This window comes from Paenibacillus sp. A3M_27_13, from assembly GCF_024213315.1.
GTDB classification, from domain to species: Bacteria; Bacillota; Bacilli; order Paenibacillales; family Paenibacillaceae; genus Paenibacillus; species Paenibacillus polymyxa_B.
In genome coordinates this window covers 183,099-209,852 of sequence record NZ_JANAVE010000005.1, presented here as the reverse complement: position 1 = coordinate 209,852, position 26,754 = coordinate 183,099, and the positions used below count along the sequence as shown (strand labels likewise).

The following is a 26,754-nucleotide window of genomic DNA, read 5'->3' as shown; positions in this document are numbered from 1 at the left end:
GAACTTCCACATGATGATTTACATCGTTCTTCACGGGCCTCACTCCTTCACTTGGACTTCATACCTTCTCTTCACCATTTCTGCGAAAAGCTCCCACAATTCCTGTTCTGTCATCTGCACAGCGATGCCTGTGTCAATCGCCGTTTCCAACGCCTCAGTCACTGCTTTAAGGCGGTAACCTGAGCGCTTATCGTCCTCAACCAGAGCTACGAAGGTGCCCGTCCCCTGCCGGGTACGAAGCAAGCCCTCGTTCTCCAAATCCTGATAGACCCGCCGGACGGTGATGACGCTGCAGCGGAGCGTCCCTGCAAACTCCCGAATGGAGGGAAGCAGCGTTCCCGCTGCAATCTGTCCGGTTACGATGAGTGAACGAAGTTGCTTTTCAATCTGCGCATACAGTGGTTCCGCGCTATTCTCATCAATTTGCACTGGTATATTCACCTGCTTCTCCCCCCTTTTTATCTATCTTTGTACACATACCGCTAAGTTAAGTCCCGTTTCATAAGCCTACGCTGTGTCACCCTATAGGACACGCACATACCCAGAACTCCTGCCAGCAGCGCTCCCCACATTACCGGAGACAACAGCTGCCATTCCTTGCTATAAAATGCCGTTATCGATACCAGATTGGCCCCACATACTTGAACTATAATCGTAACTATCCCACAAATAAGCATGATGACAATGGATATCCAAAAGTAGGATTTTCCTTTTTTAAGAAATTCTAAATGAATATAAATGGCTTGAATCAGCATTCCGTAGCCTATCCAGGTAAGTGCAAACGATACAAAGAAACCTGTACTCGCATATACCCGAAACGTAGCTGACAACGTAAAAAAGAGAGTGAAAAATATTACACTATTCATAACAAACGCCAAAAGCGCCTGTTGAATTCGACTCATAATCACCGCATTCATCGGTATAGGCAAGGTGCGGAAAAAGGCTAGCATATGCGTATAGGAATCTTCCTGAAGATATTTAAATGCACGACGGTTATAAATGAATCCGAGAAACGGAATCAACACCAGCATGATAAAATCGGCTACTGGACTCAAGTTTCCACGCTCATCCCAATGCACACTTACAGCAAAACTCATGGTAAATCCCAAATACGCAATAAACAGCAATGTCCACAGCATGACATATGGATTGTTGCGAAAATCGTGCCGGGTAATCTTCCATGCCTGTTTGATGATTGTCATTTTCTTATCCTGATCCCTTCTGCACTGCCTGTAATGACGACCTCATTCTCTCTTCATACGAAGTAGTTATTACAGTAATCAGTGTTATTACTGTATATATCCTTATACACAGTATATAAACCATGAATTACAACTGTCAACACCTGAATGTAAATTGTGCGTACAATCACAAAAGCTCGCCAGGACCTATGCTACTCTGTAAATGATAAACGTTCTCAATCAAGGGGATGAACAAATGGATAAGCTACTGCACTGGGATGAGCCTATATTTAACCTTGTTAGCCGTTATCCCGAAGTGAAGGACATTATGGTAGAGTTGGGTTTTCACGATATCGCCAAGCCTGGCATGTTACAAACCGCAGGTCGTTTTATGACACTGTCCAAAGGTATTGCATTAAAAAAAGTAGCTATGGAAACCGTGGAACGCACGTTTTTGCAACATGGTTTTACCATTCAAAAATAAAGGAGCTAACGATCATGAGCGAGCTAATTAACAACCGTGAACATACAGCACAGGAATTAACGGAACGCCAACAAACGCTAAAGGAAATTATAAAAGAATTACATGCCGGGAAAAGCGTGGAGGAAGTCAAAGCGCGTTTCGCAGAGGCTGTTGGCGGAGTAAGCGTAGCCGAAATTTCGGCTATGGAGCATGCATTGATGACTGAGGAAGGAATTCCCGTATCGGAAGTGCAGCGTCTTTGTTCCGTGCATACATCGATATTCAAGGGTTCCATTGAGGATATCCACCGTCCTTCAGGACCAGAGGAACAACCGGGACATCCCGTTCATACCTTCAAGCTGGAAAATCGGGAGATCGAACAATTGGTCAACTTCAAGTTGTCATTGCACGCGGACCAATTTCAAAAGGACGACAGCCCCAAAATCATCTACAAGCTACTGGAAGATTTAAGTCTGCTGCTCGATCTCGACAAGCACTATAGCCGCAAAGAAAATCTGGTCTTTCCTTATCTAGAACGCTATGGGATTTTTGGTCCAACTAAAGTTATGTGGGGTGTGGACGACAGCATTCGTGCTGCGATTAAGGAGGCAAAGAGTCTGCTCACCGAATATAACGGAGATCGTGAACAGATTGGGAAGGCACTTGCCCATATCATGAGCGAAGTGAATGAAATGATATTCAAGGAAGAAAATATTTTGCTACCGATGGCACTCAGTAAGCTGACAGAGGATGAGTGGCTGAAAATAGCCCGGGAAAGCGAGGAAATCGGGTTCTGCCTGACCGCTCCCGAACGTGAATGGATACCCGAACGGGCAGAGGAACCTGCAGAAGCCCTTGAGCAAACGGAAGGCACATCCGGAACACCGCAAGGCTTCGTGAGATTCGAGACGGGGATTATATCCGTACAACAATTGGAATTGCTGTTGAATCATCTACCCGTTGACCTGACTTTTATCGATGAAAATGATGTTGTTCGCTATTTTTCCCATGGTAAGGAACGAATCTTCGCGCGCACGAAAGCCGTCATTGGTCGTACCGTACAGAATTGCCATCCGCCCCAAAGCGTGCATGTCGTTGAGAAGCTACTGGAAGATTTTAAAGCAGGCCGCAAGGATGTTGAAGATTTTTGGATTCCAATCAAGGACAAATTTGTCTACATCCGTTATTTTGCCATCCGTGATGCTGAGGGCCACTATCTGGGAACGTTGGAATTTACGCAAAATATCGCACCAATTCGTGCCTTGGAAGGACAAAAGCGTATTCTATCCGAATAGTGTCCAACCGTAAGCCAACATGTTCAGGTTTTTGCCACTCATATTTATAATATGTTGTTCTACTATAAGCTTGGCCCCCAGCTCTTCATAAAAAGTACATGCTGGATTATCTGCTAGCACCCATACGATTACAGAGTGAATATCCATACTATTAAAATGTTGAAGCAGACGTAAAAATAATCTCTTCCCCAAGCCTAAACTATGGTATTCACTCAAAACGTAAATAGCCGTTATTTCTCCCCCATACGGGGGATATTCACCTGACTTTTCCGGACCCCCACTCACAAATCCGATGATTTCCCCCTTTTCATTTTCAGCAACATATACCCGATGACCGTCTTCACTGGATAGATTCGCATTCCACAGTTCTGTTCTTTGCTCATAGGAAAGCTGTTCCAGAACCTGGGCAGGCATTATATCTTTGTACGTCGTCCTCCAGCAATCTACGTGCACCTTGGCGATGCCCTCGGCATCTGATATCGTTGCTTCCCTGATGTTCATGTGAGTTCCACTCCTAGTTTCCAATATTATGCACTCTATTATATCGACGATCCAAATCTTGATCTATAATAAGAATATTCATTGTTTAGTGAAGTTGGATAGGATAACCGTTCACTACACTACTCGTTCATTACTGGAGGATTCGACTTGAATAAAATTGTTTCATTTTATGTGCCGCTTGGCATTTCGTCATTAATTGCTGCACTAACGCATGTCATCGTCAATGCTGTGCTTGCTCGTTCGGAACATCCTTCGTTTACATTAAGCAGCTATGCGGTCGCCGTCAGCCTGTGCCTACTGTTGGAAACTCCGTTAACCGCTGTACGGCAAATGACCACGAAATTCGGTTATGATCGCAAGTCCGTTCATTCTATCGGTATTTTATGTACGTTCGTCGCTGTGGCTGTATTGATCATAGGCTGGAGCATCGGGTTGACGCCCGTAGGCAATCTGGTCTTTCAATATGTATTTGGTGTGTCCCCAGTATTGATCGAACCCACCAAGAACGTATTTCAGGTTCTTACTTTACTATACATATTGGTAGCTGTCCGTAACATATATCAGGGACTTATTATTAACAAGCACCGAACGGCATGGATGACATTCAGCTCGTCCATACGTATTATCGTGATGCTAATTGCTTCCTGGTTTTTGATCCGTGCTGGCTGGACGAATGACGGACGAGTCGGTGCCGCCATTTTTATTGCAGGTATTCTCATAGAGCTGGTCGTTACTTTTTTAGAAGGCCGGGTTCTCAAAAGAAAGCTGCCTCCTGACAACGCGGAGCAAACCATCCATCACGCGAAGCATCTCCTACCTTTTTATCTTCCTTTGCTATATTCGGCGCTGGTGCTGGTTATCCTGAATCCTTCCATCCAAGCTGCGCTGAACAATACAACTGATCCACTTTTGGCCGTGGCATCCTTTTCTGTAGGACTGCAAATCCTAAATCTATTGGTCTGGTTTTGCAGCTCTTTGCATCAAATTGTGATTCAATTTTATACGTCCAAGCGCAGGGAAGTGCTGATATTTTTGAGCTTTTTGTCTATCCTGTCGCCGCTGCTACTACTGTTACTCTCCTTCGGATTTGCTGGCGATCCTGTGTTACGGAATGTATTGGGATTGGAAGGAGAATTGTTGCTAGAAACCAGAGGATTGCTTCGCATACTGGCTGTCTATGTCGCATTTTATCCTTGGGTGGAATATTTTATTGGAAGGTCAATATTAATCGGTAATACCAAACCTATCTTTATCGGCAGGCTGTTTTCTGTAAGCTTTGCGATTCTCGCGCTTATTCTGTGTATCTGCTTTTTTCCAGGACTGGACGGCAAAGTGGCGGGAATTGTGATGGCTGTTTCCTCCCCTGTCGAGCTGGGAATTTATCTGTTGCTTTACCGAAAAATCTCTACAACCACGATGAATGTGTCACCCTGAAAAAACTTACCTAGAGAGCCTTATGCAAACGCCCCGCACATTGACTCCCTATGGCACAACTCTCTTTTATGAGGTCAAAATATAAGGACCGTTCTTTGTAATCGCAATCGTGTGCTCGTATTGAGCCCCCCAACTGCCATCTGCTGTGCTGATGGTCCAGCCATCGTCCCCCCAGAGCACGGCCCCCTCGGTTCCGAGGGTAAATACCGGCTCAATGGTAATCACCATCCCTTCGCGCAGTGGTAATCCCGTTTTGGGACGACCGTAGTGCAGAACCTCTAGCGGCTCATGCATTTGGCGGCCAATGCCATGCCCGATCAGAGGCTTGACGTTGCCGAACCGCCGCCAGCCTGCCGTTTTTTCCACAGCATGCCCGATATCCCCCAACGTCCTCCCCGGGCGGGCAACCTCGATACCCCGTACCAATGCCTTATGGGTCTGCCGCAACAGTCGTGCTACCGGGCGGCTAATGTTACCTACCGCATAAGTCCATCCTCGGTCAGCCAGCCAACCATCTTTGTTAACCACAATGTCGATGGTCACAATATCCCCATCATGAAGCACCCGCTCCGAGGGAAAACCGTGACATACCACCTCGTTGACCGAAGCACAGGTGGCATAAGGGAAACCTTTATAGCCCTTTTGTTCAGGCGTGGCTCCACGCTTGCTTAAAAACTGCTCCACCCAAGCATCGATTTCAAGCGTTGTAATTCCCGGAAGAATACGACTTTCCAGCGCACGATGGCAATCTGCCAAAATACGTCCGGCCTCCCTCATGTAGCCGATTTCCTCCGGTGTTCGTATCGCTATCTCTATTGGAATCCGCCTCCTTTGAGCATACAAATTCACTAAACCTATCCCATTGTATGCACGGCGGACACAAAAAAACCGTCTCCTCTGTGGATAGACGGTTTATAAAAGTCGTATTTCTAGTTTTTCGGGTAATCGAACCCTTTAAGATACTGAAGAATTTATGCGACCGAGTTCGTTTTCCACCACCATGGTCAACTCTTCCTCATACCCTCCTGTAATCCGGTATTTTCGCACATATTCCTTTACAAATTTTTTGGGATCCTTAGGCCGGAAAATTCGAGTCATTTCCCGCAGACTTTCCTTAACTTCATTGTGACCTTTCGTTGCCATGTAACTCCCTCCCAAAACGTTGAAAATAAGTGCTCCGTTGAAGAGAATGCCGAAAAGTATTGATGTCCTTATGCAGTGAAGTAGTATGTCTAATTGCAGCTTAGGTCGGGAACACCTTATACAAGGCATGTACCTGACACTATTATTAACCGATTTTCTTTTGGCTGAATCACTACCCCATTATAACATATTCAGATACAGCTTTCAGCTTTCCAGTAAATTTACATTGATTTTACCTATCTTTTACGCATCATGTCATTTGGGGTACTCAATCAGCTGTTGCACAGGAGGTATACCTTATTTATCGGTTTTTGGAGTGTATGTGTTTGGGGTAAAATAAATAAACATAACAAGGAGGGAAAAGGATGCGCCGCTATGCTCCGCTGTTCACTGCACCTGTTGCCCGTATGTCTGCCCTGAACATAGGAACTTGTGAAGAGGAGGGCATCAATGTCTCCCTACTTGATCAGGCAGACCGTGAAATCCAAGCCAAGTTTCCTAAAATGCACAGCTTCCTGCTGCTGCGCCACGGCAAACTGATCTGGGAACGCTATTATAATGGGCATGAAGTAAGCTCTCTGAACGATTTGCGATCCGCAACCAAAAGCTTCACTTCCACGCTCATCGGCATAGCTATGGCTCGCGGTGATATGCCCGGGCCAGAGACGGCTGTGCATAAGCTGTTGTCTGAGTATTTACCTAGGCGGAAGGAAACACTGCTAGAGCAGATTACGATTCGCCATCTGTTGACCATGACATCCGGCTTGTATTGGCAGACGGGCAAAAAGCTCGGAGAAGCTTTTATCCACCGTTTTCATCGCAGCAAAAGCTGGCCGTCCTTTGCCCTGCGTTTACCTGTACAGGAGGACCAACTCGGTGTATTCCAATATCGTAGTGTTGATTCTCACCTGTTGTCCGTGCTGCTGACCCAATGCTGTGGGATTGACGCCTATACGTACGCTCTCCAGCATCTGTTCGAACCCTTAGGTTTTGGAAGAAGTGGTTGGGCACAAGATCCAGAGGGCTACACCATGGGACACATCGGGCTATATCTGACATCGCGTGACATGGCTAAATTCGGCGATTGCTGCCTTCATCAAGGCAGCTGGAACGGAAAAGAATTGATTCCGGCCGATTGGCTGCATCAGGCGACACAGCGACAGGTTGAAGGCTATCCAGAATTCGGAGATTACGGATTCCAATGGTGGACAGGACGACTCCACGGCATCAACTACGCGTGTGCGCACGGACATGGAGGACAGCAAATTTATCTTGTGCCAGAAGCGAACGCAGTCGTGGTATTTACAGCAGACAGCAAGGTGAGCCGTTGGAAAAATCCGCGAACACTGCTGGAGCGCTACGTTTTGCCAGCCGTATCCTCCCTCAACTTAGAACGTTCCTGATATGAGCTTCATGTGCTTATTGAATATAGGGGGCTAAACAATCATGGAAGTCTCAGCACCAAAAATTCTAATATTATACGCCAGTTACGGGGAAGGCCATGTGCAGGCCGCTCGGGCAATTATGGACAGTTTGCGAAGACTCGGACGCTGCGAGGTACAACTTCTCGACCTGATGGCTGAATCTCATCCCTGGTTGAACGGTCTGACCAAATTTGTATATATGCAAAGCTTCAAAACCATTCCTCAGCTTTACGGCTGGGTCTATAACATCACGCGCGGTATGCAGGCTAAATCGGCCTTCGGCCATGTATTGCATTCATTCGGAATGCGTCAACTTACGATCACTCTGAAAAAGGAGTTGCCGGATCTCGTGATACATACGTTCCCGCAGCTCGCGCTCCCGGCGTTACGCCGCAAAATGGGAATGAATTTGCCTATTGTCAACGTGGTTACAGATTTCGATCTGCATGGGCGCTGGCTGCATCCCGATATTGACCGCTACTATGTAGCCACTGAGGATATTCAGCAGGAAGCCGCCCAGCGGGGAATACCTATCGAACGCATTATCGCTACGGGTATTCCGATTCACGCTTCTTTTTATAACATGTCTGCCGACGAAATTCCTGTTCAGGAACAGGTAATTCCATCACTACAGTCTGAGACTACTACGCTACTCATTATGGCTGGCGCCTATGGTGTGCTATCCGGCATACTGGATATCTGTCGGCAATTAAGCCAGCTTCCTCAGTTGCGGCTACTGATCGTCTGCGGACGTAACCAGCAACTGAAAGCAGAAGTGGATGCGCTGTATGCAGACCACCCAAACATTTACACCTATGGATTCGTGGACTTTGTCCCAGCACTTATGCGTGCGAGCAATCTGGTGATTACGAAGCCCGGCGGCATCACACTCTCGGAAAGCATTGCATCCGGTTTACCTATTCTTGTGTTCAAGCCCGTACCCGGTCAGGAGCTAAATAATGCTCTGTATTTGCAGCAAAAAGGAGCTGCCCGTATTGCTCGCACTACGGAGGAGCTGATTCAGCATTGTCTCGACCTGATTTCCACCCCCTCTCTTGCCGAAGAGATGATGCAGGCGATTGAGCTGCTTCGTAAACCTCATCCCGCAGACCAGATTGCCGAGGATATTTTGCATCAGCTTGTGGATAAAAGACCTTCCGTCCGGACAAATTAACGAAGAATAAAGTCAGACGGAGGGGATACCTATGGAACACAAAGGGAAGGATTTGCTCCCACTAACAGGAGAAAAGGTAGAAGTGGATGGTGTTTATATTGATGAGGATGGACATGAGCAGCATTTGCACAGAGGTCAGCATTTTCCCGCTGATGTTGTTCTGGGTACTTCCGAGTGGAAAATGACCGAATACGCCTTTGATAATCATCATGAAGGACGTACTGATGAACGACTTATCCCCAAAGAGGACGATGAGGATAAAAAGGGTAAAATCACACATCCACGCCGTCGTTTACAACGCGGAGATCGCTAAATAAGACAACTTATCCACGGTTAATACCAATCTGTTGATATTTTGTGGACAATCTGTGTGCAAAGTAGGCTTAATCTCTATATTGTCTACAGTTTGTGCACAATTTGTGCATAACCCATGCTTATTTTGTGGACAAGTAGTAGGGTGTAGTGGATAAAATGCGTACAACATGTGCAAAACCTGTGTATAACCCTGTGAATGACTGAGCGAATCCTTTTCGTTCAGTCTTTTTCGTGTTTTTATACACATTCCCTGATTGAACTTTTTCTGGCGTTTCGGGTATATCTTTAATTCCTGTCCTCATAGCTTGTATAGTACGGATAACTTATAAAGGGGGATTTGCCTGACATGTCAGTCTATAAGTCTTCCACGGGATTGGATGAAAATATAGCAGCTGTCCTGTGCTATCTGTTCGCATTTATTGGCGCACTGGCCTTTGTCATGCTGGAAAAGAAAAGTCGATTTGTATTATTTCACGCGCTGCAATCCATATTTCTGTTTGTCACCCTCATGATCGGGCATGTGCTTGTTGGATTCATTCCGCTGCTCGGTCCTCTGCTCGCTTCCCTGCTAACGCTGGCAGGCCTTGTATTGTGGGTCATCCTGTTAATTCGCGCGGGACAAGGCAAGTGGCTCAAGCTTCCCTGGGTAGGTGATCTGGCTCTTCATCAAGCCCGGCAGTTGTGAAGACAACAAAAAACCTTGATCCTTAGCAGGATTCAAGGTTTTTGCTGTTTCGATGATTACTTTTTATCGCATGTTCGCTTCTTCTGTCCTATATGAATGTATCCCAGCTTATCTGGGTTGACCATTAAATAAAAACTCTGAATATGCTCCCCGTCCGGTGTCAGTCTGAGACATAAGGTTTCTCTCACTTTTCCATCTTCCAGAAATGCCAGCTGGACCTCGCCATTGATGACGGTGTGGAACACATCTCTTTCTCGTAAAACGGTTAATACCCGACGAGAAGTCAACAGGGCAAGAACGCCTTTGCGTACAACCATCGGTCTCATCACCGTATGCACATTACCTCCGCCATCTGACACGAATACAGGTTGTTCAGCCAGTAGTTCCAGCATAGCAGTCACATCGTAGGCAAGAAAGGCGGTTGTAAAACGTTCTAGTAGTTTTATTCGGGATGAGTTATTCATATTACGACTGGACTGAGCCTCAAGAGCAGATTCTCCTGAAGATAGAATACGACGGGAGCGACTGAACAACTGACGACAGTTGCTCTCAGTCTTCCCCAGCAATTCCGCAATATCTTTGTAATCATATTGAAAAGCTTCCCTCAGCACAAAAACAGCCCGCTCTATCGGCTTTAGCTGCTCCAGCAAAACCAGAAAAGCGTAAGATATCATGTCTTTACGCTCTAACCAATCCGCAGGGAGATCTGCGCTTTCACCCAACGGCTCCGGCAGCCACTGTCCTACATATGTCTCTCTTTGCTTGCGCGCAGAGTTCAGCAGATTCAGACACCGGTTCATCGTCATTTTGGCTACATAGGCTTTGGGATTGTGTATATCATCCAAGGGCTTATTCTTCAGCTCGACAAAGCAGTCTTGAACTACATCCTCGGCATCCGTAACCGTTCCAAGCATGCGATAAGCAATGGCAAAAGAATATTTGCGATATCTTTGATACAGCTCCTCCAGATTTAAATCCACCGATTCTTGTTCAATTCTGTGTTCTTTGCCAGACAAAGCATAGCCCCCTGTTCATTAAAGAATGCCCGGATACATTCCCGTTGCAATTGCAATCCGGTTCCAACTGTTAATCACGTTAACCGCGGTTATCAAATCTACGTATTCTTCCTCTGTAAAATGTTCTCTGACCCTATTGTACAAATCCGTAGGTACCCCTTGTTCAGAGATACGAGTGACCGCTTCAGCTAATTCAAGCATAACACGTTCTTTTTCCGTGAACAAAGGAACCTCCCGCCATAAGGCTAGCTGCAAAATGTGGTCAGCATAATCCCCCAGCTTGAGCAAATCCTTCGCATGCATATCCAGACAATAGGAACATCCATTGATTTGGGATACTCTAATTTTCAGTAGTTCGTACAATACTTTGTCTGTAAAACGACCGGAAATATATTTTTCCATCTCCATCATTACCTTGAATGTACTAGGACTCACTGCTCTGTGATTGAATCTTAAACTCACGATACATCGCCTCCATTATTGGTTTACATATAGAAGACAAATGAACATGTGATTTTGTGACAAAGTGCAATACATCAATTGGGAATTGCCCTCCATTGACATAGCATGTATTATAGATAAATGATTTTATGTAAAGAAGGTGAGCACTCATATGAGCGGAAAAGGTATTATAAAAGAGTTTAAAGAATTCGCTGTACGGGGTAACGTGATTGACCTCGCGGTCGGTGTTATCATCGGTGGAGCGTTTGGCAAGATTGTCACTTCTGTGGTAAACGATATTATCATGCCTCCGATTGGTAAACTTCTGGGCGGCATGAATTTTCCAGACTTGTATGTAGCTTTACGAGCTGCCGATCCTTTAAATGCTGACGGTACACGCATGACTTTGGCACAGGCCAAAGAAGCAGGGATTGCAGTCCTCGCCTATGGTCAGTTCATTAACGTCCTGCTGGACTTCCTGATCGTAGCCTTCTGTGTGTTCATGCTGGTCAAAGGGATTAACATGCTGAAACGCAAAGAGGAAGAAAAACCTCCTCAGGAAAAAACGATCAAGGAATGTCCACATTGCCTATCCGAAATTCCTGTAGCCGCTACCCGTTGCGCACATTGCACTTCCAAGCTGGAGGGGTACGTCGAAGCACGCTGACTCAACCCACACCTATATGACTACAACAAACGGCTTAAGACGATGTACCGTCTTAAGCCGTTTTGGTATGGTGTGAGAGATCTGATTAGTTGAAATTGGTGATAATGCCACGGGGTCTGACGGGCAAGCCCTCAGCGTACAGATGGGAAACATCACCGAAGCCGATGCAACGGGGAACTGCCCATTCCTGGGAGCGCTCATCAAACAAGATCGTGGTTACGGAGCTAGGCGGCATCCAAAAGCCGGACCAGACCAAGGCCAATGGCAGCTCCAACAGATGAGCAAGCCAGGTCAGCCCGAAGCCGCCATGACAAAATACGGCCACCTGATCTTCGGTATGCTTCAGAATCCGGTACCTGCCCTCCACCCGCTCAAAGCCTTGCCGTTTCAGGAATTCATCGGAATGAAGCTTCAGCCGCTCGAAGGTTTCGGGACTCTGCGTTCCCTGATAATAGGAAATCTCCTGCCAAGAGTCATGAGTCGGCAGGGGCATTTCGGAACGGATCACTTCACCTGGCAAATCCCAATGGGAAAGACGGCCGTATGGAGTTTCCTCCAGCTTTAGAGCCAGCTCCTGTGTCCAGTGTTCCACTTCATGAGTCATACCCAGAGAGTCGGCGGTGTAGCGCATTGTATCCAAAGCCCGCCCCAAAGGAGAGGCATAAATTCGATCCAGTCCGTGACTGGAAAGCCGTTTGGCCAGTGCCTGGGCTTCCAAATGCCCCTCCGGCGTGATGGTGTTATTGGGGTAATCGGGGTCTGCGTGTCGGATAATATACAATCTCATTATTGGTTCTCCGTTCCTATGAATGGCGACAGGATCACTTTATCTCATTCCATCGATTAGTTCTCCTGATCTTTAACGTTTATTCAGCAAATTTTCCAAAATCGCGCGCAAATCCCTGTCTTCCTGGTAGACTTCCTCACCTGTATCCAGTTCAATAACCCGGATATATGTATAATTGGCTCTGACATCGACTGGTTTAAAAATCAATTCCTCCGGATTGTCTGGGCGGACATCATAGCCCATATTTTTGAACATATCCGTGATTTGATCAATCCCCGGCTTGCCTCCGCTTTCCAGCATAATCAACCCGCGCAGTTCCTTGGGTTCCTCCGGATGCATGACTCGAAAATGTACTATACATTCCATGTAAAATCGCTCCTTTCAATCGTAAATCTGTGTGATGTTGCAAATCCTCATGTTCCCAGCATACCCCAAATGCCACTCCACATTCCACACCCGCCTTCATATCGTCAGGACAGAAAACACGTTATACTGTAAAGTAGACCTTTGATTTCTGCTTACTATAGGAGGAACCACGATGACTAGCGAGCTTCTGGATATCTACGATGATGAAGACAACCCTCTTGGCACAGCCTCGCGACAAGACGCACATGCCAAGGGATACTGGCACCATACCTTTCACTGCTGGCTAGCACGAGACACTTCGACAGGCCGTCGCTTGCTGTTCCAACAGCGTCAGGATACGAAGGACACCTTCCCCGGATGCTACGATATTACAGCAGCCGGTCACTTGACGGCAGGCGAAGATATGTCTCAGGCGGCTCGTGAGCTGGAGGAAGAACTGGGCATTCATGTTCCCTTTACCTCATTAACACCGCTGATGACCGTTCGGTATGAAAGCAAAGGTACCGCACAGGGCACCTCTTTTTGGGATCGGGAGGTTAGCTCGGTGTTTGGACTGCTATCGAACCAGCCATTGGAAGCTTATTACCTCCAGCAAGAAGAAGTAGCCGGACTGTACGAAGCAGATCTTGACCAAGCACTGGCCCTTTTTGAAGGCCATATTCCCTTTATCGAAGCCCATGGCATTACGTCGGGGCCAAATCCAGAAAAAAACCGCCGCCTGATTACATCGGATCAATTCGTGCCTCATAAGGCGGGCTATATTACATCTATATGCCGGGCACTGATGGAACTTCCTACCCGGTAATCTTTAGCTATTCTCCAGCTGACATATATTTGCCGATAATGCCTTCATACCGCCAGCCATACCGGGTCGACAGTTCTCTGCCCATATCATGCTCCAGCTCATACAGAATAAGATCCTGAGCAAAATGATTAAGCAGCAGGCCTGTCATTACCGGATGCTCGGTAATAAGCGCCTGTGTCGGGCAATTCTCTCCCCGCATACCCAGCATGCACCAACGCCGATCAATAACAAAAGAAAACTTCCGCCCTGCTGGTTCCTGTCCGTCTGTACCAGACCCAGACGGTAACCACGGTCCCATCATGCTTTCTCCGTTATCGCAGGACCAGAGCAGACGCACACCTCGACCCTCAGCTTTCTCCAACTCTGTCCGCAGCAGCTCAGCTTCCTCGCGCCACAAATCCAACACAATCTCATGCTCTGCCCGTTCCAATTCACGTGTCAGACTTTCCAGCACCTTCCGATCGCCTTCCGCATTATAAAAGGTCGGCTTGGTTGGTTCTGTTCGTGGCATTTCTTTCTCCACTGCGCGTAGGGACTCCTGCATTTGTCCTTCGATCATCCGGGTCAGTTCACCCGGTGGCAGCATGCTGTAACGTACAGGCTCTCCAGCACTGGTTCTGAGGTATCCCTGCCCGGCCAAACGCTGTAAAGCCGCGTACACGTTGGAGCGCGATGCACCCAGACGCTTAGCCACTTCATAGCCGGAAGCCGCATTTTGCCTCGAAAGCTCGACCATAACCTTGGCTTCCATTTCCGTAAAACCCAGATTCCGCAGATGATGCAGCAAACGCTCCATATATTCTGTTCCCCCTATGCTGCCCGGCGTTATGTCTGTGTCCTGCAGCAGCCTGTTCGGCTGCGTCAAATCTGTTCAGCTCCGCAACGCGGGCACCATTTGGACCCTTTAGGTAGTTCTGCAGTACAGATTTGGCATTTTACATTTTCACGTACTTGTGCAGACGGCGTTACCGGCTTCTCGGCCCCGGAGTTGTTGGCCTTCCAATATCGGATTCGCTCGTCCAGCTCCTCCTGGCGCTCACGCTCGCGTTCCAGTTCTTCAAGACGACGGTGTTCTTTTTCCAGTTCTTCCTGACGACGGCGCTCCCACTCAGCGTCGAATGCCGCTTTTTCTTCCGGTGTAAAATCAGATACTGTGTAATCGCGGTCTAGTCCCGCGGGTTCCTGTGTTTCATACCGCTCATCCTGTTCCTGTTCATGCCGATCGACTACTTCATGTTCTGCATACTCCGTGTAAGCAGGCGCAGCATCCTTCACTACCTCTGGCTTGCGCAGATCAAAAGAAGAATAGACGTCTGTTGGCACCTCTTCACGCACAGCAGCTACTTGTTTGGAGGCAGTCTGCCCTTCATTCAGCTTGCGTCCGCATTTGGGACAAAAGTTCGCATCCAGTGGTACAACCGCTCCACAGGTGCATAAATGAGCGTTTTTTAATTCTGCAATTCTACTGCGCAGCTCGTCAATTTCATCCTGAAGCTCATCACATGCAGTGGATAGCTGTGTCATCTCGGTTTCTGCCACCGACATGTCGGATGCGCGGTAACCTTCGTAAAAGATTTGACCCATTCGTAAGAAATGAACATCCATTTCCTGCTGAATCGTTGTAATTTGTGAATTGATCTTACTAATCTCGACAGCATGCTGCGCCTTTTCTGTTGCGCGATTAGCGCCTTCCTTTATACGTTGAATCAGCTTCATCGTTATTTCCTCCCCATTATCCAGCCGGATTTCACTATACCGTCCGTATATCCCAAAGTTTTTTTCTGTTGGCAAACCTCGAACTCCTGTATAATGGAATGCGGTCATATTGCCTGTTTGAAGGCTATTGGCATTAGCGTCAACGTATTGACGTTCTGTCGCTCCGGCAAGATCCGCATGAATTTCAGCATTATTTTAGTCCATCGCCTTGTTCTTATCGTCAGCTAAAGCTGACTAGAACTCTATCATACCAAAAACTACCCCCATTTGTGAAAATGGAAGATTTTAAGAACGAAAGGGGTTTCAGGATTATGGACCCAAATCCTTCTTTTTACCCCCGACCCATCGGGGTTCCTTATTCAACGTCGAGCCCTCAGGCACGTCGTGCTTCCATGGATACCAGTATGACGCTGGTGCCCGACACCGACCAAGACTCGGCCTATTTTCGTGCTTTAGAGAACGCCGGCATTCACCTGAACCGCCCGCAGATCCAGGCCGTCCGCCACGGCAAAGGCCCCCTTCTGACCCTTGCAGGGGCTGGCTGCGGCAAAACCACAGTGCTGGCTGCCCGCGCAGGCTACCTGATGGCGATGCGGGATGTCCCTGCATCGTCCATTCTGCTGGTGACCTTCACCAGCAAGGCAGCTGCCGAAATGAAACTGCGCATCGCGGGATTACCCGGTGTGCGCCCTGCCGCTGCACGTGCAGTTCAGGCTCGCACGTTTCACTCATTCGCTTTGGCGATGCTGCGTCATCGCGGCGTGCAAGATGAAGTGTTCGGTGAAACGCAGGCCCAGCATACCGTTATGAAAATGATGCTGCGGCAGCTTGGACTCAGCGAGGCTTTCCAGCCAGAAAGCCTGCTGTCTGCCCTCTCCGCCTGGAAAGCGGAAGGCCGCAGCGCGGACGAGCTGCCGGAAACCGTGCGCGAGGAATCGGATGCCAAGCGTGCCATGCTCGCTTATGAAGCGTGGAAACAGGAACGCAATAAAATGGATTTTGACGATATTCTGCTGCGTGCCTCCGCACTGCTGCGTGACCCGGATGTGCTTCAGCCGCTTCAGCGGCGTTTTTCACATATCATGGTCGATGAATTTCAGGATACGAATGCCCTGCAATATGAGATGGTGCAACGATTGGCTGCCCGACATCGCAATCTGATGGTCGTCGGGGATGATGACCAGACGATCTATACCTTTAATGGGGCACGTCAGGAATCCATTCTGGAGTTTGACAAAGTCTATAAGGATGCAAAGGTCATTACCCTGGATATTAATTATCGCAGCGATGCGCGGATTTTGGGGCTGGGCTCTAACATTGTCGCCAAAAATGTTCATCGACGCTCCAAACGTCTTTCGGCTGCCGGGCGTGAAGGCTTGCCGCCGCAGTTTGCCACCCCATCCGGACCCGAGGAGGAAGCGGGGCATATTGTTACCCATCTACTCGGACAGGTAGAGGAAGGTCGGCTGCGCTACCGGGATATCGCTATTTTGCACCGGACAGCCAGCGGAAGCCGGTCTATTTTTGAGCAATTAATTATGCGGGATGTCCCATTTATTCAGTACGGAGCAGGGGCTGTATTTTATGATCAGTCCCTGATTCGTCCCTTAATGGATCACCTGCGCTTGTCGCTGAATCCCCGGCGTATGGAATCCATTCCGAGCACCCTTGGGCCGCTGTACGTCTCCCGTGAGGCGGGGATGGAATGGATTATGCGCGAGGAGAAACAGCAGGCTAAAAAATACCCGCTGATTCATCTCAGCCGCTGGGATCGACTACGTGATTTTCAGCGTGAGCAGGTGAAAGAGCGTATTCGTCTGATTCGCAGTCTCACTACAATGAAGCCTGCCTATGCCATTCAAGAAATGCGGCGCATCTTTTATGATAAATATTTGGAAAGCGGAGATACGGGCGCGTGGACTCATTATAAGGAAACGATGCAAGAAAGTCTGGAGGAGCTCGAAACGGCAGCCAAGCGGTTTGACACCGTGGAGGCGTTCGTCAGCTTTGCGGACGAGCTTTCCGAGCGTCACCGCCAAATGGAATCGCTGCGCAGAGAGGAAGACAGCGATGCTGTTCGGCTCATGACGATCCACCGCGCCAAGGGGCTGGAATTCCCTTGCGTATATTGGATCGGAGCCAGCGAAGGCATTCTGCCGCACAGCTCGGCGCTGCACAGCGAGCTGCCGGAGGATCGGCGGGCAGGCGCCGCCCCGACTACCGCTGTGGATAACGATGCAGCGCTTGAAGAAGAGCGCCGCCTCGCTTATGTGGCCGTCACCCGGGCGAAGGAGTTGCTGTACATCACCTCTCCCGCCTCTAATCATGGCAAGCCTGCCGCCGTGTCACGCTTCCTGCTGGAAGCCTATGGGGTCACCCCTGAGGTTTCCAAGCCAGAAGCACGCCGCAGCAGCTTCGGCCAACCGAAGGGTGCTTCCGGGTATAGCAGCCGTGCTGGCGCTGGATCGCCAGCGTCTGGCACAGCGACCCGCGTGAGCAGCAGGCCGGGACCAGGCAGTGCTACGACACGGACGACCTCGTCGGTGGCAGGGTCTCAGGCGGAGCCACGCATCAACGTGCCCGTGTGGAAATGCACCGACGACGCCTGCAAGGCGTGGATGCGGCGCGACACAACAAGCGGACGCCGTACAAGCGCGGCTAGCACAAGCACACCGCCGGTGTGCCCGCTCTGCGCCTCCCCGATGACAGAGGGGACGCGCAGCATCCCGGCCAGATAGGTATAAGGCATATAGCTGGTATGGAGAATTGTGCTTTTACTGGACTGGTGACACCCGTGATTTCCAGCCTAATTGTTGCAGATTTTAATGAATCAAATAAGCTTTAGACAGACCAATAATAGAAAAAGCGGCAGACTAGGACGTGAAAATAAAGTCCTAGTCTGCCGCTTTCTGTTTCAACTTGCTATTGAACGATCGTATCCCGTTAGGTTCAATGTCCTGCCTGTTGTGAAGTTATATATTTTACTGATTAAACAGCCGATCAATCATCCAATAGGTGTTCCATTAGGTAGTTTGATATCTGGTTTCAATAAAACCACATCCCCCTTTTCGGGAATTCCTCCAAGGACTAATACCTCTGAATTAAAGCCTGCTATCCGTCGAGGTGGAAAGTTGACTACACCTATGATTTGTTCCCCTATAATATCTTCAGCCACATATCTTTTTGTGATTTGTGCACTCGAAGCTTTTATACCGATATCTTGTCCAAAATCAATTTCAAGTTTAATAGCAGGTACTTTTGCTTCTGCAAAAAACTCAGCTTTAATTATGGTTCCAACTCGAATATCTAGTTTCAAAAAATCATCAATCGTTGCCATCTAAACATTCTCCTCATCGATTGTTTTCTTCAATTTCGTGATAATCAGTTTCAAATTTAATATTTTGCAACTGTAGTATACTTTAAAGATTTTGCCCAAAAATACATCCCCATACCGAATAAAGTCATGATTCCACCTATGAATTGAAATGCAGAGATTATTTCTCCCAAGAATAAGTAGGCGAGAATTATGGCAAGAACAGGCTCTCCAATAATACCAACTGAGACCGTAGTTGCACCCATTGATTTCAACAACAAATTAAATATATATTGTCCAAAAATAGTTGGGATTACTGCAAGTAACAAGAAATACATCCAATCCGACGAGTCATATTCGATCAAGGAATAATGATTCAACAAATTGTAGACCAGCATGACGCTGCCACCAATAAAAAAAACAATAACACTATATAAATTTGCATTTATTTTGTGGCTTACTTTCTGTCCTGCCAACATATATGCTGAAACCAAGATTGTTCCTACTAAAGATAATCCATCTCCGATTAATGCCTCTCTCGAAATCCCTATGTCTCCCCAAGCTATAACGATTGAACCGACAAGAGCGGCGATCAAACAAAGAATGGTCAATATATTTGCTCGTTCTCTGAACATAAAGTATGAACCCATCATTACAAATAAAGGCTGTAAGGATAAGATGACCATGGAACTCGCAACTGAGGTATATACTAAAGATTCCATCCAGAATAAGAAATATAACCCGAGAAAAAGACCAGCTATGAAAACAGTACTCCAATCTTTTTTGTTCATTTCTAAGGAACGAAACATTTTCCAAGGTACAAAGGGAAGCATTATGAGTACTGACATATACAATCTGTACATCCCAGCCACAGAGGTTGGAGTATCTGAGGATTTTATCATGATAGATGAGATAGAAACAGACAGTATGCTGATTAAAAGCAAAATATACGGATGAAATGGTAACGACGATTGATTTATTTTCACATATACGCCTCCAAGATGTCTTATCCAATCGCCTGTGCACAGGATTGTAATGATAAGCCGAAGATCTGGTATAATAATATCACCACTTTTATTTTATTTGTGTAACTATATCTTTAATTTATATAGAAATATCGTCATCAGAAAGGACCTCGCTAAAATGGAAAAACAATTGCATGAGACCATTCTATATCCCGATGTTTCATTTCCATACATCATGTACACCCATACTATTCATGCAAGTAGTCCTGAGGGTAGAGGATTCAACGATTTACATTGGCATGAGGAACTACAAATCACTTTGGTTACCAAAGGAAAGCTAGTGATACAAGTTAACGGCATTGATCATGAATTAGAAACAGGTCAGGCCATTTTAATTAATAAAGGTGTTCTTCACGTTACTACACACCTTACACATAACGGTCAATATGTCAGTTTTAATTTCCCTGAAAAGCTGCTGGCCTTTTATGCAGATAGTGCGATGGAAAAAAACTATGTACTGCCTTATACAAACTCTCTCTTATTGTCATTAGTAATCAAAGGAGATGCTGAATGGCAAATTCAAATACTGCAAATGCTTTGGGATATGAAACAGAAATTTGATATGAAAAAAAAATGGGGCTGGGAATACGAGGTTTCCATCAAAACGGCACAATTATGGTTAGTCTTAATATCTAATATTTCGCTGTCTTCTGAGGAAGCACCTAAATACATGAAATTGCAACAGGAGCGACTTCAATTGATGCTCAGTTTTATCCATCAAAACTACTCAGACAATATAACATTGCAAGAAATTGCTGCTATAGCACATTTAAGTATTTCGGAATGCACTCGTAGTTTTAAGAGAACCATTCATATGACACCTTACGACTACTTAATTAAGTACCGTATCAAGAAAAGCAGCGAGTTATTAATTTCAACAGATTCTACAATAACTGAAATAGCTCACAGAGTGGGGTTCAATCATGTAAATCACTTCATTCAGTCTTTTAAGAAACATCATAAAAAAACACCTAAAGAATTCCGTAAATTTAGAAATGAATTCATTAATTAAAGAATGAAGCAGCCGTCAGCGTAACGACTTACTCTGTTGATGATCCTGTTTTCAATCAACATTCAAATGTAACTCCTACATCTTCCTCAGTTTCATGTCATTCATCATTCGTATAAAAAAATGGCTTCCCCCTCCACAATCAGTACAGCTGCTGTACGCAAAATGCCCCTTTTCATACAAAAAGGGGCATAACTCAATCGATTGTCTTTTCTCTTTCAGCAGTTGTACTGTTGTACTGTCCTTTAAGCCTTACCGGACCTTATTGCCCGGAGCCTGAACCATCCACTTTCATAGTCTTTCTGTCCGTAGACAAGAGGGAGGCCCAACTTCATAAGCCTATCCCCCCCATTAATAGACTTTTCTCCGCTATTTCCTGACTGAACTTCGTATTCGAGCTCTGGATTAAGTCCGTCAAGGCGCAGAACCCGCCAGGGCGCGTTCGGGACAGCCATCACTTGGAAATAGTAGACGATGGCATCCTCTTGGTCTTCAGAAACAAACATCCAAGCCGATTCGTTATCTTCAAACGGGTTCTTTAAGCGATACAAGTCACCTTTCTGTACTAAGCCACGTATCTGCTTGTATACTGCGATTTGGCGTTTGACCGTCTCTTTTTCCTCATCGGTGAATTTCGTGAGATCAAGCTCATATCCAAAATTTCCGGACATGGCGACATCACCTCGAAAATCAAGGGGCGTTATCCGTCCAACTTGATGGTTCGGAACTGCCGAAACATGCGCTCCGATTGCGCTTACAGGATAGACAAGGCTAGTTCCATATTGAATCTTCAGGCGTTCCACCGCATCGGTATTATCACTAGTCCAGACTTGAGGCATGTAGTAAAGCATGCCTGGATCAAAGCGTCCTCCGCCACTTGAACAGCTCTCGAAAAGAATATGTGGAAATTCGGTGGTGATGCGCTCCAACAGCTCATACAATCCAAGAACATAGCGATGAGCAGTCTCGGATTGTCGTTCCGGCGGCAGAGCAGCGGAACCGATTTCCGTCAGACAGCGGTTCATATCCCATTTCACATAAGAGACTGGCACGCTGGAGAAAATGGCCGAAAGCGAATCGTAGATGAAATCGCGCACTTCCTTGCGAGTATAGTCCAGCACCAGCTGCCATCTGGCTTCGCTGCGCCTCCGTCCCGGAACGTGAAGGCACCAGTCCGGATGCTCCCGGTACAACTCGCTGTCTGGAGAGATCATCTCTGGCTCAAACCAGAGCCCAAATTTAAGACCCAGCCTATTGATACGGTTCGCGACATCCGCGAGTCCGTCTGGCAGCTTCCGACGATCCTCGTACCAATCGCCGAGAGATGAATTGTCGGAATCCCGTTTTCCGAACCAACCGTCATCTAAGACAAATAGTTCGATGCCTAGCTCAGCCCCCTCTTTCGCTATCGATACCAACTTATCTGCATTGAAGTCAAAATAGGTAGCTTCCCAGTTATTGACCAGAATAGGTCGTTCTTCGTCCCGATATTTCCCTCGGCAAAGTCGGGTCCGATACAAGCGATGATACGTCCGCGACATATCTCCCAGTCCCTGACCGGAGTAAACCATAACTACTTCTGGCGTTTGGAAGCTCTCCTCTGGGCTCAGTAACCACGAAAAGTCAAAGGAGTTCACGCCGATGCTAAACCGTGTAGAGCCAAATGCATCCATTTCCGCTCCCGCCTCAAAACCCCCGCTGTAGACGAGGCTAAAGCCGAATGCCTCTCCATAGCATTCCGTTGTCTCCCGAGTGACCAATGCAGTAAAAGGATTGAGTTGATGGCTGCTCATGCCCCTTTTACTATCAATTCGGGTTTCACCTTGAAGAATCGGTTTGCGGGTAATATTCCCCTCCCGAGCCCATGCTCCCGAAAGATATATGAACTCTAAATCGCTTTTACCCGAAAAATCGACACAAGCACTTAGAGCACGGAGAAGTCGAAGATTCTTGGCTCCCGTATTACTCAAACGAGCCGAACGAGCGATTACGTTTCGATCCGCGAAGACGGTGTAAAGAAGAACAACTTTAAGACCTGAAAAGTCATCTTTTAACTCCAGTTCCAACGTATCCGCTTCGTCTTCATTTTCGGTATATACGGCCGGAAGTCCGGTTAATGATGGCTTTCCCTTGATGATCCGGTAACCGTCGTACTTTAACTCCGTGATACGAGTTCCATCTTCAAGTTCTACTTGATACGCAGGGTTACGGAAGTCCCCACTCCCATACTGCGGGTACTCTTGCGGTAGCCGATCCAATCCAGCCGTCGCAGAAGTGTGAAGCAATAGATCGGTCATTGATTCGCGGTGCTTCAGCCTATCTCCCCAATATACATGCACAGGAAATCCATCCACAATCTGAATAATATAACTCATGCCCGACGACTGTAGATGAAACAGCCCCGTTTGCTCTTGAACAATGATACCCATTGGAAAAACAACCCCTCCCTCTAGATCATACCCCTCGGAAATCCGCACCTAAAAAAGGACATAGAAGAACCTTTTTGTAACACCACCAACTAAGTTCACATGGTGTAAAGCTTGATAAGCTCCTCGTTAGTCGCAATAGGTTCTACAGAAATGATATATTAAACTAAGATATGAAGTACATGGCATGGTACTCACTATTTATGTTATAATGCTTGATAATTTACATAAGGAGATTTAGCGTGATAGAATATTTGCCACGTAGTAAGCAGCACTCTGAATTGTATCTAACTCAGTTTGGCATGGAGGAATGCATACCGGGGCACTTTTTTGGACCTGCGATAAGAGATCACTATCTGCTCCATTATATTTTGGACGGAGAAGGCACCTTCGAGGTCGGTGGGTCCAATTATCGCTTGCGGAAAGGTCAGTGGTTTCTAATCTGCCCCCAGGTCATCACTTTTTATCAAGCCGATGCAGTGAATCCTTGGTCTTATTGCTGGTTTGGTTTTAACGGAGCACTGGCAGAAACGCTCCTCAAGCAATCAGGCCTAACGATGACGCATCCAATCCTCTACTTTGAAGGAGACCATTTGATTTATCAATATTTGCAGCTAATGAATGAATCAAGTGGATGCCATAAAGCTCGGGAAACCAGACTAACCGGTCTGCTATGCTTAATGTTATCGGAGCTTATAGAGTTCGGCCCGGTAACGCCCCCCGAACAAAAGGAAAGCCGGGCGGAAATTTACGTGGAAAAAGTGAAGGATTTTATTGAAATGAATTATGCTCAGAAAATTACCATTGAGCACATTGCAAATTTTATCGGACTCAATCGAAGCTATTTATGTTCGTTATTCAAACAACAAGTAAACACAAGCATTCAGGATTATTTGGTTCGCTATAGGATCAACAAAGCATGTGAAATGATGGGAAACGCCGAACTTTCGATAGGTGATATTTCCCGTTCAGTCGGCTATAACGACCCTTTACTCTTCTCGAAAATTTTTAAAAAGGTAAAGGGATTCTCCCCCAAACATTATCGAACTGAAACCCATGCTCAAACTCAAGCCGACTACTAAAAATACAATCGCTGACTCATTTGGAGGATGGGACGACATCAACTCAATGTTTGTCACCTATTCGGCATGGACTCCAAGAGCAGAGATGACGTTCTACCCGACTACTGGTAAGAGGCCTCTTACGAACAAAAAAGATCAGCCAGAAAAACTGGCTGATCTCATAAGTTTATTTTGTTGTAGTTTGTCCTTCCAAATAAGAAACCGGCTCTTTAACCTCTACTTTGGTACCGCCAAATTCATCTTTAATGTATTTTTGAGTATCCTCGTTATGATAGAGATCCGCTAACTTTTGCAGCCCTTTGTCATTCGCCTTATCAGATGAAGTAACCAGGACGTTAATATTATTTTTGGTTGCCTGACTGATTTCCTCATGGAACAAGGAATCTTTCAGTACATTCAGACCCCCTTCTAAAGCAATTGTATTCCCAATCAGCACCAAGCCTACATCTTGAATCACTCGTGGTCCTGTTTTGTCATCAATTAGTTCAAATTTCAGGTTTTTAGGATTGCTAGTAATATCATTGACAGTACCCAAGGCATCATTAAAGTCAGCCTTAAGCTTAATCAAACCGGAGGCTTCCAATAACTTTAAACCTCTTGCTGTATTGGCCGGGTTATCTGCCAAAGCTACCAGAGCCCCGTCGGTCACTTCATCGATGCTTTTGAATTTTTGCGAATAAATCCCCATAGGCTCCAGGTAGGTTGTGGCTATAGCCTTCAAATCGGCTTTGCTCTCTTTGTTATAGCTAACCAGGTACGCCCACGATTGGAATGCATTCACATCTACTTCGCCTTCTTTGGTCGCATTGTTCGTTTCGATTCCGCCGTTAATTTCTTTCACTTCAATGTCCAGCTTGGCATCCTTGGCGGCCTGGGACTGGGCAATATGCTTCCATATCTGGGCGTCAGAGCCCATGGAGCCGATGACTACTTTTTGCGTTTCCGAACCGGAAGCGGCGCTGGAGCCATTGCTGTCTGAACTTTTATTACCGCATCCTGCGGCAACCAATAATAAACTAATCCCTAATAGTAAAACGAACGATTTCTTCATGTTGTTTTCCCCCAGACCATGTATGCTAGTGCATCGTCATTCCACCTGTAACATTAATCGCTTGTCCTGTCATATATGCAGAGAGTGGACTTGCCAGAAATAGCACCACATTGGCGACATCCTCCACCTCGGCCGTTCTCCCCAAAGGTACCTGTGAACAATCTTCTTCGTATATTTCTTGAGCGGTCATTCCGCGAATGACGCCCCCTTCAATCCGTTCACGATGCTTCATCGGCGTTTCTACAATGCCGGGGCAGACCGCATTTACCAAAATATTTTGCCGGGCAAGCTCAATGGCCATTACCTTGGTCAAGCCGAGAACCGCATGTTTGGAAGCACAATATCCGCCCATGGCCCGATATCCATTTTTTCCAGCCTGCGAAGCAATTTGAATAATTCGTCCTGATTTACGAGCGGCCACCATTTCTTTGGCAAAACGTTTGGACGTTACATATAATCCAGTTGAATTGATCGAAAATACTTTCTCCCAATCAGCCAACTCACTATCAATGACATAATCCATCGTAGAAGTACCAGCGCAGTTCACCAATATATCAGGAACTCCCGCTTCGCTGATTAGTAGATCGCACCATCTTTCGATATCATCCGGTTTGGATATGTCCAATTGCGTTTCAACCAACTGTGGATTAACCACTCTATACGGCTCTTCATAAGAAATATCAGCAGAAATCACTTTAGCTCCGCTTTTAATGAAAAGCTCTACAATTCCCTTGCCTATGCCTGACTTGCCGCCTGTCACTACCGCTGTCTGATGAGATAGGTCAATCGAAATCATAAATTTTAAAATACTCTTTCGAAAGGATCGCGGCTAATACCCGCCTCTAATACAATCTTCACATATTCCTGCGCTGAAAAAAGAGAGTGGTCCTTGTAGTTCCCGCATTCCAAAGCAGTAACAGCCGGAACCTCTGTCGTCTCCAGAATTCTTTTCAAGGTTTTTTCCAAAGCGAGTGCAATTTCCTCAGGCTCATGTTCATTCCACAAAATCAAGTAGAACCCCGTTCTGCATCCCATAGGAGAGATATCAATAATTCCTTTGATTTCATCTCTCAGGTACGTCGCTAATAAGTGCTCCAGCGTATGTACAGCTGCTGTCGGAAGTGCGTCTTCATTAGGTTGTAAAAATCTCAAGTCATACTTTTGTACTGTGCTTCCTTTTTCGTCATGCTCTACTCCCGCTGCTCTTACATAAGGAGCCTTTACAATCGTGTGATCTAATTGAAAACTTTCTACTTTTGCCATTGTTCTTTTCCTCTTTTCTGTAATTTATATTTTTAATCTAATGATGGATACTCTACATTTGTGATTTTTTTAAAAGAATTAAATGCTCCAATTCAGCATTTTTGTAATTATACATCGGATTACTCGGTTTTACCACCATAATTCTTGTCGTATTTCTTTTTTCTTTGACCGT

Annotated in this window: 29 protein-coding genes; 12 read left to right on the top strand and 17 right to left on the bottom strand. The window is 46.5% G+C overall.

Annotation, left to right across the window (positions count from 1 at the left end):
* Positions 1-39 precede the first annotated feature (39 nt).
* Positions 40-441 (bottom strand): GntR family transcriptional regulator, encoded by a 402-nt coding sequence (locus NLX82_RS18950; protein ID WP_023986839.1) that lies wholly within the window; start codon positions 439-441, stop codon positions 40-42.
* Between the two features lie 41 nt (positions 442-482).
* Entirely contained in the window at positions 483-1,202 is a 720-nt protein-coding gene (locus NLX82_RS18945) for a hypothetical protein (RefSeq protein WP_254348756.1), read from the bottom strand.
* A 235-nt stretch (positions 1,203-1,437) separates the two neighbouring features.
* On the opposite strand from NLX82_RS18945, the gene NLX82_RS18940 reads away from it, so the two are divergent.
* On the top strand, positions 1,438-1,665 hold the full coding sequence (locus tag NLX82_RS18940) for a DUF1858 domain-containing protein (protein ID WP_160788823.1): 228 nt from the start codon (positions 1,438-1,440) through the stop codon (positions 1,663-1,665).
* A 14-nt stretch (positions 1,666-1,679) separates the two neighbouring features.
* Positions 1,680-2,939: a DUF438 domain-containing protein gene (locus tag NLX82_RS18935; RefSeq protein ID WP_028541119.1), complete on the top strand. Its 1,260-nt coding sequence runs from the start codon at positions 1,680-1,682 to the stop codon at positions 2,937-2,939.
* Here the strand turns inward: NLX82_RS18935 and NLX82_RS18930 are convergent.
* Positions 2,928-3,440, bottom strand: coding sequence for a GNAT family N-acetyltransferase (locus NLX82_RS18930; protein WP_254348755.1), 513 nt, complete (start codon positions 3,438-3,440; stop codon positions 2,928-2,930). The two genes, NLX82_RS18935 and NLX82_RS18930, sit on opposite strands and share 12 nt — an antisense overlap.
* 147 nt (positions 3,441-3,587) lie before the next feature.
* Here NLX82_RS18930 and NLX82_RS18925 point away from each other — a divergent pair, with 147 nt between their 5' ends.
* Positions 3,588-4,874, top strand: coding sequence for a hypothetical protein (locus NLX82_RS18925; RefSeq protein WP_254348754.1), 1,287 nt, complete (start codon positions 3,588-3,590; stop codon positions 4,872-4,874).
* 66 nt (positions 4,875-4,940) lie between these two features.
* On the opposite strand, the gene map is transcribed toward NLX82_RS18925, so the two are convergent.
* The gene (gene map, locus NLX82_RS18920) at positions 4,941-5,723 is read right to left on the bottom strand and encodes a type I methionyl aminopeptidase (RefSeq protein WP_254348753.1); all 783 of its coding nucleotides are present in this window, start codon (positions 5,721-5,723) and stop codon (positions 4,941-4,943) included.
* A gap of 105 nt (positions 5,724-5,828) precedes the next feature.
* A complete protein-coding gene (locus tag NLX82_RS18915) occupies positions 5,829-6,017 on the bottom strand; it encodes a hypothetical protein (protein ID WP_007428354.1) in 189 nt (62 codons plus the stop codon).
* Between the two features lie 365 nt (positions 6,018-6,382).
* Between NLX82_RS18915 and NLX82_RS18910 the strand changes: the two genes are divergently transcribed.
* From NLX82_RS18910 to NLX82_RS18895, 4 genes are all read left to right on the top strand, one after another.
* Positions 6,383-7,420 (top strand): serine hydrolase domain-containing protein, encoded by a 1,038-nt coding sequence (locus NLX82_RS18910; protein ID WP_071559370.1) that lies wholly within the window; start codon positions 6,383-6,385, stop codon positions 7,418-7,420.
* Positions 7,421-7,463: 43 nt separating this feature from the next.
* The gene (locus tag NLX82_RS18905; RefSeq protein WP_023986831.1) at positions 7,464-8,615 is read left to right on the top strand and encodes an MGDG synthase family glycosyltransferase; all 1,152 of its coding nucleotides are present in this window, start codon (positions 7,464-7,466) and stop codon (positions 8,613-8,615) included.
* A gap of 31 nt (positions 8,616-8,646) precedes the next feature.
* Entirely contained in the window at positions 8,647-8,928 is a 282-nt protein-coding gene (locus NLX82_RS18900; RefSeq protein WP_023986830.1) for a hypothetical protein, read from the top strand.
* Between the two features lie 348 nt (positions 8,929-9,276).
* Positions 9,277-9,615 (top strand): DUF4870 domain-containing protein, encoded by a 339-nt coding sequence (locus NLX82_RS18895; protein ID WP_023986829.1) that lies wholly within the window; start codon positions 9,277-9,279, stop codon positions 9,613-9,615.
* A gap of 56 nt (positions 9,616-9,671) precedes the next feature.
* Here the strand turns inward: NLX82_RS18895 and NLX82_RS18890 are convergent, their stop codons facing one another.
* Positions 9,672-10,631: a sigma-70 family RNA polymerase sigma factor gene (locus tag NLX82_RS18890; RefSeq protein WP_028541124.1), complete on the bottom strand. Its 960-nt coding sequence runs from the start codon at positions 10,629-10,631 to the stop codon at positions 9,672-9,674.
* Positions 10,632-10,649: 18 nt separating this feature from the next.
* Complete coding sequence (locus tag NLX82_RS18885; RefSeq protein WP_023986827.1) at positions 10,650-11,093, bottom strand: carboxymuconolactone decarboxylase family protein; 444 nt, start codon at positions 11,091-11,093, stop codon at positions 10,650-10,652.
* Positions 11,094-11,244: 151 nt separating this feature from the next.
* On the opposite strand from NLX82_RS18885, the gene mscL reads away from it, so the two are divergent.
* Entirely contained in the window at positions 11,245-11,739 is a 495-nt protein-coding gene (mscL, locus tag NLX82_RS18880) for a large conductance mechanosensitive channel protein MscL (protein ID WP_023986826.1), read from the top strand.
* An 85-nt stretch (positions 11,740-11,824) separates the two neighbouring features.
* Here the strand turns inward: mscL and NLX82_RS18875 are convergent, their stop codons facing one another.
* Together NLX82_RS18875 and NLX82_RS18870 are read right to left on the bottom strand one after the other, a co-directional pair.
* On the bottom strand, positions 11,825-12,526 hold the full coding sequence (locus NLX82_RS18875; RefSeq protein ID WP_023986825.1) for a histidine phosphatase family protein: 702 nt from the start codon (positions 12,524-12,526) through the stop codon (positions 11,825-11,827).
* A 72-nt stretch (positions 12,527-12,598) separates the two neighbouring features.
* Positions 12,599-12,892, bottom strand: coding sequence for a hypothetical protein (locus NLX82_RS18870; protein ID WP_023986824.1), 294 nt, complete (start codon positions 12,890-12,892; stop codon positions 12,599-12,601).
* 172 nt (positions 12,893-13,064) lie between these two features.
* On the opposite strand from NLX82_RS18870, the gene NLX82_RS18865 reads away from it, so the two are divergent.
* Positions 13,065-13,697: an NUDIX hydrolase gene (locus NLX82_RS18865; RefSeq protein WP_028541126.1), complete on the top strand. Its 633-nt coding sequence runs from the start codon at positions 13,065-13,067 to the stop codon at positions 13,695-13,697.
* 7 nt (positions 13,698-13,704) lie between these two features.
* Here NLX82_RS18865 and NLX82_RS18860 read toward each other — a convergent pair whose 3' ends face one another.
* Together NLX82_RS18860 and NLX82_RS18855 are read right to left on the bottom strand one after the other, a co-directional pair.
* Positions 13,705-14,493 carry a TrmB family transcriptional regulator gene (locus NLX82_RS18860; protein ID WP_028541127.1) on the bottom strand — a complete coding sequence of 263 codons (789 nt, stop codon included), beginning with the start codon at positions 14,491-14,493 and terminating at the stop codon, positions 13,705-13,707.
* Positions 14,494-14,558: 65 nt separating this feature from the next.
* On the bottom strand, positions 14,559-15,413 hold the full coding sequence (locus NLX82_RS18855; protein ID WP_254348783.1) for a zinc ribbon domain-containing protein: 855 nt from the start codon (positions 15,411-15,413) through the stop codon (positions 14,559-14,561).
* Positions 15,414-15,724: 311 nt separating this feature from the next.
* Between NLX82_RS18855 and NLX82_RS18850 the strand changes: the two genes are divergently transcribed.
* A complete protein-coding gene (locus tag NLX82_RS18850; RefSeq protein WP_076295408.1) occupies positions 15,725-18,151 on the top strand; it encodes a UvrD-helicase domain-containing protein in 2,427 nt (808 codons plus the stop codon).
* 266 nt (positions 18,152-18,417) lie between these two features.
* Here NLX82_RS18850 and csaA read toward each other — a convergent pair whose 3' ends face one another.
* Positions 18,418-18,750, bottom strand: a complete 333-nt coding sequence (csaA, locus tag NLX82_RS18845; protein ID WP_254348752.1) for a chaperone CsaA — start codon at positions 18,748-18,750, stop codon at positions 18,418-18,420.
* 56 nt (positions 18,751-18,806) lie between these two features.
* The gene (locus NLX82_RS18840; RefSeq protein ID WP_034094968.1) at positions 18,807-19,712 is read right to left on the bottom strand and encodes a DMT family transporter; all 906 of its coding nucleotides are present in this window, start codon (positions 19,710-19,712) and stop codon (positions 18,807-18,809) included.
* Between the two features lie 157 nt (positions 19,713-19,869).
* Here NLX82_RS18840 and NLX82_RS18835 point away from each other — a divergent pair, with 157 nt between their 5' ends.
* Positions 19,870-20,763 (top strand): AraC family transcriptional regulator, encoded by an 894-nt coding sequence (locus tag NLX82_RS18835; protein ID WP_028541131.1) that lies wholly within the window; start codon positions 19,870-19,872, stop codon positions 20,761-20,763.
* Positions 20,764-21,005: 242 nt separating this feature from the next.
* Here the strand turns inward: NLX82_RS18835 and NLX82_RS18830 are convergent, their stop codons facing one another.
* Positions 21,006-23,189, bottom strand: coding sequence for an alpha-galactosidase (locus NLX82_RS18830; protein ID WP_076158736.1), 2,184 nt, complete (start codon positions 23,187-23,189; stop codon positions 21,006-21,008).
* A gap of 239 nt (positions 23,190-23,428) precedes the next feature.
* On the opposite strand from NLX82_RS18830, the gene NLX82_RS18825 reads away from it, so the two are divergent.
* On the top strand, positions 23,429-24,268 hold the full coding sequence (locus NLX82_RS18825) for an AraC family transcriptional regulator (RefSeq protein ID WP_028541133.1): 840 nt from the start codon (positions 23,429-23,431) through the stop codon (positions 24,266-24,268).
* Between the two features lie 166 nt (positions 24,269-24,434).
* Here the strand turns inward: NLX82_RS18825 and NLX82_RS18820 are convergent, their stop codons facing one another.
* The 3 genes from NLX82_RS18820 to NLX82_RS18810 are packed head-to-tail and all read right to left on the bottom strand — an operon-like array spanning position 24,435 to position 26,582.
* A complete protein-coding gene (locus NLX82_RS18820) occupies positions 24,435-25,319 on the bottom strand; it encodes a MetQ/NlpA family ABC transporter substrate-binding protein (RefSeq protein ID WP_023986814.1) in 885 nt (294 codons plus the stop codon).
* 25 nt (positions 25,320-25,344) lie between these two features.
* Complete coding sequence (locus NLX82_RS18815; protein WP_023986813.1) at positions 25,345-26,115, bottom strand: SDR family NAD(P)-dependent oxidoreductase; 771 nt, start codon at positions 26,113-26,115, stop codon at positions 25,345-25,347.
* A gap of 5 nt (positions 26,116-26,120) precedes the next feature.
* Positions 26,121-26,582, bottom strand: coding sequence for an S-ribosylhomocysteine lyase (locus NLX82_RS18810; protein ID WP_007428584.1), 462 nt, complete (start codon positions 26,580-26,582; stop codon positions 26,121-26,123).
* Positions 26,583-26,754: the final 172 nt, after the last annotated feature.